Source organism: Arthrobacter sp. USHLN218, assembly GCF_037144715.1.
Lineage (GTDB): Bacteria > Actinomycetota > Actinomycetes > Actinomycetales > Micrococcaceae > Crystallibacter.
In genome coordinates this window covers 135,098-147,757 of the sequence record NZ_JBBCYT010000005.1, presented here as the reverse complement: position 1 = coordinate 147,757, position 12,660 = coordinate 135,098, and the positions used below count along the sequence as shown (strand labels likewise).

Sequence of the window (12,660 nt, the reverse complement as noted above, 5' to 3'; positions counted from 1 at the left end):
GGCCTGCCGCAGAGCCTTCCTACTGCAGCGTCGCGGTCAGCCGGGCGACGTTGTCCACGTAGCGTTCCAGCCGGCTGCGCTTGGTCCACTCCTCCAGCGTGATCTCCCGGGAGACTTCGCGGTAGCTGTCCTGTACCTTGCGCATCCGCCCCACGACACCATCGCCCAGCATCATGACGGACACCTCGAGGTTGAGCGAGAAGGAGCGCATGTCCATGTTGCTCGAGCCGATTACCGCGATCTCGTCGTCCACGGTGAAGTGCTTGGCATGCAGGACGAAGGGTTTCGGGTAGAGATAGATCCGCACGCCGGCCTCGAGCAGGGCCTGGTAGTAGGACCGCTGGGCGTGGTGGACCAGGAACTGGTCTCCCTGCTCGGAAACAAAAAGTTCGACTTCGACGCCACGTTGGGCCGCCGTCGTAATGGCGTACAGGAGCGAGTCATCGGGGACGAAGTAGGGGCTGCAGATGGAGAGCCGTTCGACCGCGGCATAGATCAGCGTGTTGAACAGCCGCAGGTTGTTCTCGGTGGCAAATCCCGGACCGCTGGGCACCACCTGGCACGTCATCGGGCCGGGCTCGCGGAACGGAACGGGGGTGAACAGTTCGCCCTCGAGCGTTTCGTCCGTTTCGCTGGACCAGTCGGTGGCGAAGACGACGTTCAGGGCCGTGACGATCGGGCCTTCATAGCGGGCCATCAGCTCCACCCATTGGCGGCCCACCCGCGCGCTCGAGGCGCGGTGGTAGCCCGGATGGATCAGGTTCTGCGACCCCGTGAAAGCCACGCGCCCGTCGACCACGAGGATCTTGCGGTGGTTGCGCAGGTCCACGCGGCGCCACTGGCCCTGCACGGGAAGCAGCGGCAGCATACGGCGCCAGTCGATCCCGCTGTCCTGCAGCCACTTCAGGAAGTCCCGGTAGCCCTTGACGCGCATCGTCCCCAGATGGTCGAACAGCAGCCGCACCCGCACGCCGCGGGCCGCGGCCTCCTTCAGCGCATCGAAAAGTTCGCCCGTGATGTCGTCCCGGGACATGATGTAGAACTCGATGTTCACGAACTCCTGGGCCTCGCGCACGGCCTTGGCCATCGCGGCGATGGACCCCTTGTAGTCCGGAAAGAGCTCCGCGTGGTTGCTGTCCAGCATCGGGAACGAACCCAGGGTCCGGTTCAGCTCCGCCGCGGAGTGCACCCACTCCGGGGCTTCGCGTTCGCTGCGCGGCTCCTCCAGGTCCTGGGTGGCCGCGTGCACCCGGCTGTTGGTCTCCGCCTGCTTGGCGATCCGGCGATCGGAGAGCCGGAAGCTGCCGAACATGAAGAACAGGGCCAGGCCGACGAGCGGCAGGAAGAAAATCGCCAGGAGCCAGGCCATGGCGGTGGTGGGGCGGCGGTTGCCCGGGACGATGCCCAGGGCGATGATCCGGATGGCGAAGTCAACCACCGTCAGCAGGGTGACGGCCCATTCCGGGAAGGTGCCCAACCCCGCAAGCGACCACAGCACGGCAGTACCAGTCCTTTCGTCCCGCCGGCCCCCGGCGTGTCCTCCCCCAGCCTAATCTGCATGCGGCGGCAATCTATGCTGAAGCCATGACAGTTTTGGTGTTTCTCGACCCTGCCCACGAGAACGGCAGGGTTGCAGACCCTGCACAGCCCCAGCTGATGGCCACGGACCTCGGCGCCACCCGCGGGGATGGCGTCTTCGAATCCATGCTCGCCGTGGATGGCGTTGCGCGCAAAGTCGGGGCGCATCTGGACCGCCTGGCCAAGTCGGCGCGGAGCATGGAACTGGACATCCCGTCCGCCGACAGCTGGCGGCGTGCCATCGCCACCGCCCTGGCCGAACATCCCCCGGCCGAGGAGATCGTGGTCAAGCTCCTGGTGACCCGCGGCGTCGAGGGCGCGGACCGGCCGACGGCCTGGGTGCAGGCGGACGCGGCCGGGCCTGTCGGCCGGAGGCAGCGCCAGGAAGGCGTGGACATCCTGCTCCTGGACCGTGGGTATGACAGCTCGCTGGCCGAGCGCGCACCGTGGCTGCTGCTGGGGGCCAAGACCCTCTCCTACGCAGTCAACATGGCCACCCTGCGCTATGCCAAGGCGCACGGCGCGGACGACGTCATCTTCACCTCGACCGACGGTCTGGTGCTCGAGGGGCCGACGTCGACGGTGCTGATGGCCACCGAACGCGATGGCGTGAAGACGCTGGTCACGCCGCTGCTGGAGAACGGGATCCTGCCGGGAACCTCGCAGGGGGCACTGTTCAAGGCCGCCGCGGCCGCCGGCTGGCAGCTCGGCTACGGCCCCCTCCAGCCGCACCACCTGCTCGAGGCGGACGCCGTCTGGCTCGTCTCGAGCATCCGCCTGCTGGCCCCGGTCAAGAGCATCGACGGGAAACCGATCCCGGTGTCCGCGCCCATGACCGAGGAGCTCATGAAGCTGCTGGCCGAGGGCAGCCAGGACTGAGCCCAGCGACCCGGCCGGCCCGGCGGCTCAGGACAGCACGGGGTTCCACGTACCGGCGGTGACGGCCGCGGCCAGGGCGGCCGCCGCGATCAGCGCGCCGCCGAGCACCACCCAGATGTCGATCCGGCTGAAGGTCGACTCCCGCGCCCAAGTGCGCTCGGCGCCGCCGAAGCCGCGGGCCTCCATGGTGACGGCCAGCCGGGAGGCGCGGCGGACGGCCTGGACCAGCAGCCCGAAGCTCTGCCCCAGCGTCGCCCGCAGCCGCCGCAGCGGAGTGCCGTGCGAGCCGATGCCGCGGGCACGGCGGGCCATGCCGATGGTCTGCCATTCCTCGGCCATGAGCCCGACCAGGCGCATCGCGGCCAGCGTGCCCAGGACGAAGCGGTGCGGCAGCCTGGCCTTCTGCGCCAGCGCGTCCGCCAGGTCGGTCGGGTCGGTGCAGCTCATCAGCAGGATCGCGGGCAGGGCGATGGCCAGCCCGCGCAGCATGAAGCCGAGCCCCAGTTCGAGCGACCCCTCGCTGATCGACCAGATGCCCGCGTCGACCAGGATCCGCCCGCTGTCCGCCGAGAGGATCGCGGTGCTCCAGCCGCCCACGGCGGCGGCAATGATCAGCGGCCAGCCGCGCTGCCACAGCAGGCGCAGGGTCAGCCCGGCCAGCCCGAAGACGGCGAATTCGGCGGCGAGCGCCGTCGCGGCCGACACCCAGTCGATGGAGACGGCGAGCACCGCGGTAATGAAGACCACGGCAGCGAACTTGGCCAGCGGGTTGGCGCGGGTCAGCGGCGCGGAGTTCCCGCCAATGGTCAGCACTTCCCTCATGCCGCACCCGCTTCCAGCCGTGCGGACCCGAGCCGCAGTTCCGTCCCCCCGAGGACGGCCGTGAACTCCTCGTCGTGCGTCACCGAAACGACGGCGGTGCCGGCGTCGAGGAGCTCGGTCAGGAAGGAGGCGAGCTCGGCCCAGGTCCTCGCGTCCTGCCCGAAGGTCGGCTCGTCCAGTACCAGCACCCTGGGGCGGGCCGCCAGCACGGTGGCCACGGAGAGCCGGCGCTTCTCGCCGCCGGAGAGCGTGTAGGGGTTGGCCTCGGTCAGGTGGTCCAGGCGGAGCCGCGCGAGCAGCTCGTCCACCGCCTCGGCGCCACGGCCCAGGTGCCGCGGGCCGACCATCAGTTCATCCAGCACCGTGCCCGTGACGAACTGGTGCTCGGGTTCCTGGAAAACCGTGCCGATCCGCGCGATGAGCTGCTTCGCCTTCCATTTGAACGGGTCCGTCCCCGCCCCTGCGGCGAGTCCGACGGCGGCGCTCACCTGTCCGTCTGCCGGTGCCAGCAGTCCCGCGAGGGTGAGCGCAAAGGTCGATTTCCCGGCACCGTTGGGACCGGTGACCGTCAGGGCCCGGCCGTCGCACACCGCGGCGTCGATCCCCGACTGGACCGGCACCCGGCCGCGGCCGCGCCGGCGGGCAGGTTCCCGGGAGACGGCGAGCCGCTCGGCCGCCAGCAGGAGTTCGCCGCTGCCGGAATTGGACCGGGGCCGGGTCGCCGGAACCAGCCCGGGAACCCACACCCCCGTCGCCGCCAGCATCCGGCCGGCATGGGCGAGGACCTCGGCGGGCGGCCCGTCCTGCAGCACCGCGGGCTGCGGGGCCCCCGACGCGGAGAGGCCCGGCTGCAGCACGACGATCCGGTCGACGAGGTCCTTCCACACGCCGACCCGGTGCTCTACGACGATCATCGTGGCTCCGGTCTTGTCCAGGCTGCGGCCGACGGCGTCGCGCACCTCCAGCACCCCGGCCGGGTCCAGGTTGGCCGTGGGCTCGTCGAGCAGGACCAGCCCAGGGCGCATGGCCAGGATGCCGGCCAGCGCGAGCCGCTGTTTCTGCCCGCCGGACAGGGCGGACGTGGGGTGGTCCAGGGCCAGGCCGCCGAGTCCGACGTCGTCCAGCGCCTCGCCCACGCGCCGCCAGATTTCGTCCCGCGGCACGGCCAGGTTCTCGGCGCCGAAGGCGACGTCGTCGCCCAGCCGCGAGAGCACCACCTGGGTCTCGGGGTCCTGCTGCATCAGGCCGGCCCGCCCGCGCTGCCCGCGCGGCGGCATCCCGTCGATCAGCAGCGTGCCCGCCTCGTCGGCCCCGTCGTCGTCGTCGCCCAGCACCCCGGCCAAGGCGTGCAACAGCGTGGATTTGCCGGCTCCGGACGCTCCGAGCAGCAGCACCCGTTCGCCCGGCCGGATGTCCAGGTCCAGTCCGTGGACCGCCGCCGCGGTCCGGCCGGCGTGGCGCCAGCCCCAGCCCCGCGCTGACACCGAGGCCGGCCGCGTTGCCGCGGAGGTTCCCGCCGCGCCGGCCACCGAGGCAGCCATCAGGAGAAGACGGGCTCGGTCGCTGCCTTGCGGGACGCGAAGGAGCTGAGCGCCCCGGTCCGGGCCAGGCCGCGGGTGGCCACCCAGGACAGGGCCCCGGCGATGACCGCGCCGGAGATCGCGGTGCAGACGATGTAGAACAGCTTGTCCCCCGCCTCGTACGCGATGTTCCAGCCCCACGGAGCGAAGGAATCGTTCAGTCCGCAGAACAGCCCCGCCCCGGCACCGGCGAGCAGCGCGACCGGCAGGTTGAACTTGCGGTACAGGAACGCCGCGAAGACCAGCTCGGCACCCAGCCCCTGCAGCATGCCGGAGAGCAGCACCGTGGTGCCGTACTGCGAGCCCATGATCAGTTCGCCCGTGGCGGCGACGGTCTCGCAGAACAGGGCGGCGCCCGGCTTGCGGATGATCAGCATCCCCAGCACGGCCGGGATCATCCAGCCGCCGGCGTACAGGCCGGTCAGCGGCGGGTACAGCGCGTTGACCGGCGCCGAGACAAGGTTGGCGCCCTGGGACCAGGCCCAGAAGATGACGCCGCCGGCCACGGCGATCAGTGCCGCGACCACGATGTCGACAACGCGCCAGCTGTAGTTGGGTTTGCGGGCGGCCGCCGGCGCGGAACGTTCAAAGGTGCTCATGGAATCCTCCTGAGGTCCAGGAGGGGAGGGCGGCCCGTACGGGCAGCCCTGAGAACTCGACTCCCTTCGCCGGTACTAACCGGAGCAGGTTCGAGGGTCTGCGGTTGGCCGCACTCTCAGCGTCCCGCCCGGTGCACGGCTGCTGCCGCCTGTCCGGATCGGACGCTCCCCTGTCGTCATGTGCTGTTATCAGCGCCTTCAAGTCTACACTCCGGCCCGGCCGAAGCCCCCACCGGTTTCGAACGGTTAGGCTGGGCGTAGATGACGATTACCTATTCAAGGGAGCGGCAATGCATTTGATCCTGAAGCTGATGGGCACCGGTGTCAGCATCGCGGCCGGTTTGGCCGGAGCGAAGCTGATCGACATCCTCTGGAAGCTCGTCACCGGGAATGAATCCCCGAAGCAGGACACGGAGGCGATGGAGAACACCCTGCGCGCCACCCTGGTGTTCGCGGTGATCTCCGGTGCCGTCAGCGCCATGATCCGCGTGCTCTCGCAGCGCGGTACCCAGCACGCCATCAACCGCTTCACGAAGACGCGGGATCTGGTCTAGCAGAAATTAACGACGACGACGGAGGCCAGGCGCGAACCTGGCCTCCGTCGTCGTTCTCCAGTTGATCGCGGCCCAGCAGCTCCGCCGGACTCCCGCAGCACCCCGGCGTCCCGGCACCGTCCGGCAGCACCCCGGCGTCCCCGTTATTGGGCCGGCGGCGCCTCAGCGTCCCGGCGCAGCGCCGTCGGCATCCTGCCGCCGGTCCGCCCGCGCCGCCGCCTCCGCGGCGAGCTCGGCTTCCGCGGCCGCGGTGTCCAGCCCCTCCGCCGCGTCCGCATCCACGCTCCCGGGCTCCTCGGGCATGGGCAGGTTTTCTTCTTCCGCCGCCTTGCGGACCACTTCGTCCAGTTCGTCGATGCTCAGCGTGTCCCTGCGCAGGTGCTTGGTCCGGTAACCCGCGCGGCCGACCATGTGGGCCGAGACCGGGACGGTGAGCAGCTGGAACAGCCACGCGAGGATCAGTACCGGAACCGCGGCCCAGCTGCGCAGCTGCAGCCCCAGCCCTATGAGGAGCAGGAACAGGCCGAAGACCTGCGGCTTGGTGGCGGCGTGCATGCGCGAGAGCAGGTCCGGGAAGCGGAGCATGCCGATGGCCGCGGCCAGGGACATCAGCGACCCGACGACCAGGCAGGCGGCGGCGAGGATCTCGAGGACGGCGTCAGTGTTCATGGGGCCGCCTGTCGATCACGTAGCGGGCCACGGCGACGGAGCCGATGAAGCCGACCAGCGAAATGATGACCACGAGGGTCAAGTTGTCCTGGTGCTTCCGGACCGCCATGTCCGCGATGATGCCGGCGCAGACGATCGCGAGCAGGACGTCGATCCCCATCACCCGGTCCAGGATCGAGGGGCCCTTCACGACGCGGAAGATGGCCACCGCGGCCGCGATCGTGAGAATCGCACCGACGATGACCAGCACAATGTCCATGATGCCGGTCATCGTGCACCTCCCTGCTGCCCCTGCTGTATTCCGTCCCTGATGATGGCCATTTCCTCCCTGCTGCCGATGCTCCTGATCAGCCCTTCCTCGATCCGCAGCACCTGGTCCCGGAACCGCCCGGCCTGCTCCGGGGACTCGATGTCCAGGCAGTGCAGGTAGAGCGTGGACGTGGACCGGTCCACGTCCACCACGAGGCTGCCCGGGATGAGCGAGATGGTGTGGCCCGTGGCGGTCACGATCAGGTCGGAGCGGCTGCGCAGCCGGACCGCCAGCACCGCGTTCTTGGTCCGCGGCCCCTTGGCCACCGCCACCCACAGGACCTGGAAGCTGGCCACCGCCACGTTGCCGATGAACTTCACCACGAAGACCAGGCTGGCCAGGACGTTGAGCCTGCCGCCCAGCTCCACCGGCGGCAGATAGAAGACGTTGACGACGACGAGCGCGATCGCCAGGCCGAAGATGAGGTTGCCCGCGCTGTAGTCCTGCCAGAGGGCGCCCCACATGATGACCAGCCAGACGAGGAGCGGGATTTCCTTCAGCAGCGGGATCCGGGTGCGCGTCACGGCTGGAGTCCTTCCGCCGCGCCGGGTCCGAGCACCGCTTCGATATAGGGCACGCGCGCCAGCAGGCCCACGCCGGCCTGTTCACTGAGCTGGAAGAGCGGGCCGGCGAACACCGTCAGCGCGACGCCGAGGACGACGAGCCCGATGGTGGCACCCACCATGCTCTTGGGCAGCACGTTGCTGGTTGTCTGCGGCGCCTTTCCGGCCGCGACCTTCAGCGCGACGGCGGGTGCCTTGGCCGGCACGACGTGCTCCCCGCGGGGCGCACGGTCGGGGACGGCGGCCAGCAGGACCGGGTCCGGATGCTCCGCGTCCGCGGGAGTGCGCCAGAAGGCGCGGTTCCAGACCCGCGCCATGGCCAGCAAGGTCAGCAGCGAGGTCAGCACGCCGCCCGCGACCAGCACGTACGCCAGCGGCGTGCCCAGGTTGACGCCGGCCTGGAGCAGCCCGAGCTTGCCCAGGAAGCCGGAGAACGGCGGGATCCCGGCCAGGTTCATCGCGGGCACGAAGAACAGGATCGCCAGCAGCGGTGACAGCCGGGCCAGTCCGCCCAGGCGGTCCATGTTGGAGGTCCCGCCGCGCCGCTCGATGAGGCCGGTGACCAGGAAGAGGCTCGTCTGGACGGTGATGTGGTGTGCCACGTAGTAGACCGTGGAGGCCAGCCCGAGCACGGAGCCAAGCGCCAGCCCGAAGACCATGTAGCCGATGTGGCTGACGAGCGTGAAGGACAGCATTCGCTTGATGTCGATCTGCGCTATCGCGCCGAGGATACCGACCACCATGGTTAGCAGCGCCACGATCATCAGGAAGTTGTTGATCCGGTCCCCCGGGAACAGCAGGGTCTCGGTACGGATCAGGGCGTAGACGCCGACCTTGGTGAGCAGGCCGGCGAACACCGCCGTGACCGGCGCCGGCGCCGTCGGATAGGAGTCGGGGAGCCAGAAGGACAGCGGGAACACCGCGGCCTTGATGCCGAACGCGACCACCAGCATCAGGTGCAGGATCATCTGCGTCGAGCCGTCCAGGTCGCCGAGCTTCACGGCCAGGTCCGCCATGTTCACCGTGCCGGTGGCGGCGTAGATCATCGCGATCGACAGCAGGAACAGCATCGAGGAGATGACGCTGACCACCACATAGGTCACGCCCGCACGGACCCGGGGGCCGGTGCCGCCCATGGTCATCAGCACGTAGCTGGCCGTCAGCAGGATCTCGAAGCCGACGTAGAGGTTGAACAGGTCCCCGGTCAGGAACGCGTTCGAGACGCCCGCCACCAGGATCAGGAACGTCGGGTGGAAGATCGAGACCGGCCCGTCCTCGTCCCCGTCGGCCATGCCCTGGCCGGCGGCGTACACCAAAACGGCCAGGCTCACGCAGGTGGAAATCACCAGCATCAGCGAGGACAGCTCGTCCACCACCATGTTGATTCCGAACGGCGGAACCCAGCCGCCGATCGACACGGACTTCGGTCCGGACGTCCACGCCGTCACCAGCAGGATGAGCTCGACGGCCAGGGTCAGGGCCAGCGTGCTGACCGAGAAGAAACGCTGGGCCGACGGGTGCCGGAGCAGCAGGAACGTCAGTCCCGCGCCCATGAAGGGAAGTGCGACGGCGAGCGGCGCCAGCGACGCGGCATTCATCGGCTCCCCCTTTGCTTGGTTTTCTTTCCGGCCGGACGCTCGTCTGCGTCCTCCGGGACAAACTCGGTGGTTTCGACCGGAAGCGCCGTGTCGTCCTCGGCATCGAAACTGGACTGGTTCCGGACGCGGCGGTCTTCAATGTCGTCCTGGACCTCGTCCTGGCGGCCCAGCACCCAGGAGCGGTAGATGATGCCGAGCATGAAGGCGGTCACGGCGAACGAGATGACGATCGAGGTCAGGATCAGCGCCTGGGGCAGCGGATCGTTGTAGTCCTCGGCCGGTATGTCCGAGCGGTAGAGCGGCGCGAGTCCGGCCGCCCCGCCGGTGCTCAGCAGGAGGATGTTGGCCCCGTTGGCCAGCAGCATCAGCCCCAGCATGACCCGGGTCAGGCTTCGCTCGAGGATCAGGTAGACACCCACCGCGATGAGCACGCCCATGACCGCCAGCAGCGTAATGTTCACGGTCATCGTGCGACTCCTTCCTCGACGGGTTCCGGTGCCTCGTGCGGCCTGCCCCGATGCGGTATCGGATGCTGGTCCTCGCTGCGTTCGTCGATCTCCGCGCCGAAGCTGCGCAGCACGTCCAGGACCAGGCCGACCACGACGAGGTATACGCCGATATCGAAGAAGGTCGAGGTGACGAACTTGTGGTCGCCGAAGACCGGCAGGCTGAAGTGCAGGATCGCGCTCTGGAAGATCTCGCCGCCCAGCACCAGCGGGACCACGGCTGACAGCGACGCGAGGCACAGGCCGGCACCGAGCAGGAAGCCCGCGCTGACCGGCGAGGCCTCCGCCAGCTCGACGCGCCCTCCGGCCAGGTAGCGGACGGTCAGCGCCAGCCCCGCCAGCAGGCCGCCGGCGAAGCCGCCGCCCGGGGCGTTGTGGCCGGCCAGCAGGAGGTAGATGGAGAAGATGATCACGGAGTGGAACAGCAGCCGCGTCACGACTTCGAAAATGATGGAGCGGCGTTCCGGGGCGAGCGTGCGCCCGGCGACCAGCCAGGTCTCCTTGGCCGACGTCGCGAAGCGCCGGGCCGTGAGCAGCGCGGCCTTGTCCCCGTGCCGCTGCGGCAGCTCGGTGATGCGGTCCACGGAGCCCGAGGCGACCCCCGCGGCCCGGGTGCGCTTGTCGCCGCGGCTGCGCACGAAGATCAGGCTCGCCACGCCGGTGGCCGCGATGGCCAGCACCGAGATCTCCCCGAAGGTGTCCCACGCCCGGATGTCCACCAGGGTGACGTTGACGATGTTCGCGCCCCCGCCGCCGTCGTACGCCAGGGACGGGAACTCCAGCGACACCGGAAGCTGGGTACGGGCCGCCATCGACGTCATCGCGATGACCACCATCGCCCCGCCGACCGCCAGGCCAAGCAGCGCGCGCAGCAGCTTGAAGCCGCCGGGGGCGCGCAGCCAAAGCCGCGCGGGCAGCGACCGCAGCGCCAGCACGATCGCCACGAGCGCGATGGTCTCCACCAGCATCTGCGTCAGCGCCAGGTCGGGAGCTCCCTGCAGCGCGAAGATCAGGGCGATGCCGTAGCCGGTGACCGAGACCATCAGCACGGCCAGGAAACGCTTGTTGGCGCGGATGGCGCCCAGCGCGGCGAGGATAATGCCCACCCCGGCGATCAGCTGGGCCGGGGTGTCCGCCAGGATCCAGCTGTCCGGCCAGGGCGGATCCAGCAGGATGACCGCGCTGAGCGGCGTCACCACTGCCACGCCGAGGATGACGAACAGGTAGTAGATGAGCGAACCGCGCTGCGTCCGGCCCGTGATCCAGACCGCCGTCTCGTCCAGGACGCCGACGATTCCGCGGTAGGCGCGCTCGCCCGTGAGGCCGCCCGAGAAGCGGTCCTGGAAGGAGCCGACTTGGCCCCGGAAGCGGAAGAGCAGGTACCCGACGGCCAGGGTGATCGCGGTCAGTCCGAGCGCCGGGGTCAGCCCGTGCCAGAGCGCGAGATGCCCGTCCGGCGCCCCATCCGGCGCGTACAGGGTCACGTAGGGCTGGACGGCCTTGTCCGCCGGGCCGGGCCAGAGCCCGCCCAGCACGGTGGCCACGGCCAGGACCGCCGGGGCGGCGAGGAAGCTCGCCGGGACCGGGGTGAACGCCGTCTTCTTGACGTTCGGCTTGTACGCGAATCCGCCCCAGACGAAGCGGGCGCTGTAGGCGAAGGTCAGCATCGAGCCGATGACGATGCCCGCCAGCAGCAGGTAGCCGACCGCGCCGGAGGTCTCGGCCTCGTGCACGAACGTTTCGTAGACCGTCTCCTTGGCCACGAAGCCCAGCAGCGGCGGCAGGCCGGCCATCGACGCCGCCCCGACCACGGCCACGGCGAAGAGCGGTTTGGAGCTGCGGTAGATGCCCGAGAGCTTGCGGATGTCGCGGGTTCCGGACTGGTGGTCGATGATGCCGACGACCAGGAACAGCGTCGCCTTGAAGAAGCCGTGGGCCAGCAGGAGCGCGAGCCCGGCCAGTGCGCCGTCGCGGTTGCCGAGCCCGACCACCATCATCAGGAAGCCGAGCTGGCTGACGGTGCCGTAGGCCAGGATGAGCTTCAGGTCGAACTGTTTGAGCGCCAGCCAGCCGCCCACGAGCATGGTGAGCAGGCCGAGGCCCAGCACGGTCCAGTCCCAGTACGCGGTGGTGGAGAAGCCCGGGGCCAGCCTGGCGACCAGGTAGATGCCCGCCTTCACCATCGCCGCGGCGTGCAGGTAGGCGCTGACCGGGGTGGGGGCGGCCATGGCGGCCGGCAGCCAGAAATGGAAGGGCACCAGCGCGGACTTGCTCACCGCGCCGACGAGGATCAGGAAGATGGCGACGTCGATCAGCATGCCCTGCTGCACCAGCTCCGGCGCCCGCGCCATGATCTCCGAAATCCGGTAGGTGCCGGCGGTCTGGCCCAGCATGATCAGGCCGATCAGCATGGTCAGGCCGCCGAAGGTGGTGACCATCAGCGCCTGCAGCGCGGAGCGCCGGGCGGCCAGCCGGTTCCGGGCGTAGCCGATCAGGAGGTAGGACAGGACCGTGGTCAGTTCCCAGAATATGTAGAGCACGATCAGGTCGTCGGTGATCACCAGGCCGAACATCGCGCCGGCGAAGGCCAGCAGCTGCGCGCCGAACGGGCCGATGTTGGGGTCCTGGACCTTGAAGTACCGGGCGCAGTAGAAGAGGACCAGCGCGCCGACGCCGAGGATCAGGATGGAGAGCACCGCGGAAAGGGTGTCCATCCGGAACGCCAGCTCGAGCTTCAGTTCCGGGATCCAGATGATGGTTTCCGACGGCGGCGCATTCGGTGCGCCGGTCAGGGCGCCTTGCTCCGCGCCGGTGTAGCGGTCAAACGTGGCCAGCAGCCAGACGAATCCCGCGGCAGGTACCGCGGCGAGTATATAGAACGTCGACCGGCCGAGCTTCCGGAATATCCAGGGCGCTACGAAGGCCACCAAGAACAACAGGGCGAGCACAACGAGCACGATATTCTCCGGAGCTACCTTCTGGGGGTCGACGGCAAGACAAGG

General features: G+C 69.4%; 12 protein-coding genes and 1 riboswitch. Of the genes, 2 read left to right on the top strand and 10 right to left on the bottom strand.

Translation table 11 applies throughout. The features are described 5' to 3' along the window. Positions 1 to 19: 19 nt before the first annotated feature. Entirely contained in the window at positions 20 to 1,498 is a 1,479-nt protein-coding gene (gene cls, locus WFH44_RS13050) for a cardiolipin synthase (protein ID WP_336714314.1), read from the bottom strand. Between the two features lie 86 nt (positions 1,499 to 1,584). On the opposite strand from cls, the gene WFH44_RS13045 reads away from it, so the two are divergent. Further along, entirely contained in the window at positions 1,585 to 2,457 is an 873-nt protein-coding gene (locus WFH44_RS13045) for an aminodeoxychorismate lyase (RefSeq protein ID WP_336714313.1), read from the top strand. A 27-nt stretch (positions 2,458 to 2,484) separates the two neighbouring features. On the opposite strand, the gene WFH44_RS13040 is transcribed toward WFH44_RS13045, so the two are convergent. Genes WFH44_RS13040 through WFH44_RS13030 form a run of 3 tightly spaced genes read right to left on the bottom strand, consistent with a single transcriptional unit; the run spans position 2,485 to position 5,458 of the window. Then, entirely contained in the window at positions 2,485 to 3,279 is a 795-nt protein-coding gene (locus tag WFH44_RS13040; RefSeq protein ID WP_336714312.1) for an energy-coupling factor transporter transmembrane component T family protein, read from the bottom strand. Then, a complete protein-coding gene (locus WFH44_RS13035) occupies positions 3,276 to 4,820 on the bottom strand; it encodes an ABC transporter ATP-binding protein (RefSeq protein WP_336714310.1) in 1,545 nt (514 codons plus the stop codon). The genes WFH44_RS13040 and WFH44_RS13035 overlap by 4 nt, the downstream gene beginning before the upstream one ends. Next, the gene (locus WFH44_RS13030; protein ID WP_336714308.1) at positions 4,820 to 5,458 is read right to left on the bottom strand and encodes an ECF transporter S component; all 639 of its coding nucleotides are present in this window, start codon (positions 5,456 to 5,458) and stop codon (positions 4,820 to 4,822) included. Before WFH44_RS13030 ends, WFH44_RS13035 begins: the two co-directional genes overlap by 1 nt. A 44-nt stretch (positions 5,459 to 5,502) precedes the next feature. Continuing rightward, positions 5,503 to 5,640, bottom strand: a riboswitch (TPP riboswitch). A gap of 108 nt (positions 5,641 to 5,748) precedes the next feature. On the opposite strand from WFH44_RS13030, the gene WFH44_RS13025 reads away from it, so the two are divergent. Continuing rightward, the gene (locus tag WFH44_RS13025) at positions 5,749 to 6,012 is read left to right on the top strand and encodes a DUF4235 domain-containing protein (RefSeq protein ID WP_336714306.1); all 264 of its coding nucleotides are present in this window, start codon (positions 5,749 to 5,751) and stop codon (positions 6,010 to 6,012) included. A 162-nt stretch (positions 6,013 to 6,174) separates the two neighbouring features. Here WFH44_RS13025 and mnhG read toward each other — a convergent pair whose 3' ends face one another. From mnhG to WFH44_RS12995, 6 genes are read right to left on the bottom strand one after another with little or no spacing between them, the layout of a single operon-like run. Next, positions 6,175 to 6,681 (bottom strand): monovalent cation/H(+) antiporter subunit G, encoded by a 507-nt coding sequence (gene mnhG / locus WFH44_RS13020; RefSeq protein WP_442892908.1) that lies wholly within the window; start codon positions 6,679 to 6,681, stop codon positions 6,175 to 6,177. After that, positions 6,671 to 6,952, bottom strand: coding sequence for a monovalent cation/H+ antiporter complex subunit F (locus tag WFH44_RS13015; RefSeq protein ID WP_336714305.1), 282 nt, complete (start codon positions 6,950 to 6,952; stop codon positions 6,671 to 6,673). The genes mnhG and WFH44_RS13015 overlap by 11 nt, the downstream gene beginning before the upstream one ends. Further along, on the bottom strand, positions 6,949 to 7,515 hold the full coding sequence (locus WFH44_RS13010) for a Na+/H+ antiporter subunit E (protein WP_336714304.1): 567 nt from the start codon (positions 7,513 to 7,515) through the stop codon (positions 6,949 to 6,951). The genes WFH44_RS13015 and WFH44_RS13010 overlap by 4 nt, the downstream gene beginning before the upstream one ends. Continuing rightward, entirely contained in the window at positions 7,512 to 9,152 is a 1,641-nt protein-coding gene (locus WFH44_RS13005; RefSeq protein WP_336714303.1) for a Na+/H+ antiporter subunit D, read from the bottom strand. Before WFH44_RS13005 ends, WFH44_RS13010 begins: the two co-directional genes overlap by 4 nt. Next, positions 9,149 to 9,619: a Na(+)/H(+) antiporter subunit C gene (locus WFH44_RS13000; RefSeq protein ID WP_336714302.1), complete on the bottom strand. Its 471-nt coding sequence runs from the start codon at positions 9,617 to 9,619 to the stop codon at positions 9,149 to 9,151. Before WFH44_RS13000 ends, WFH44_RS13005 begins: the two co-directional genes overlap by 4 nt. Then, positions 9,616 to 12,615, bottom strand: a complete 3,000-nt coding sequence (locus WFH44_RS12995) for a Na+/H+ antiporter subunit A (protein WP_336714301.1) — start codon at positions 12,613 to 12,615, stop codon at positions 9,616 to 9,618. The genes WFH44_RS13000 and WFH44_RS12995 overlap by 4 nt, the downstream gene beginning before the upstream one ends. Positions 12,616 to 12,660 lie beyond the last annotated feature (45 nt).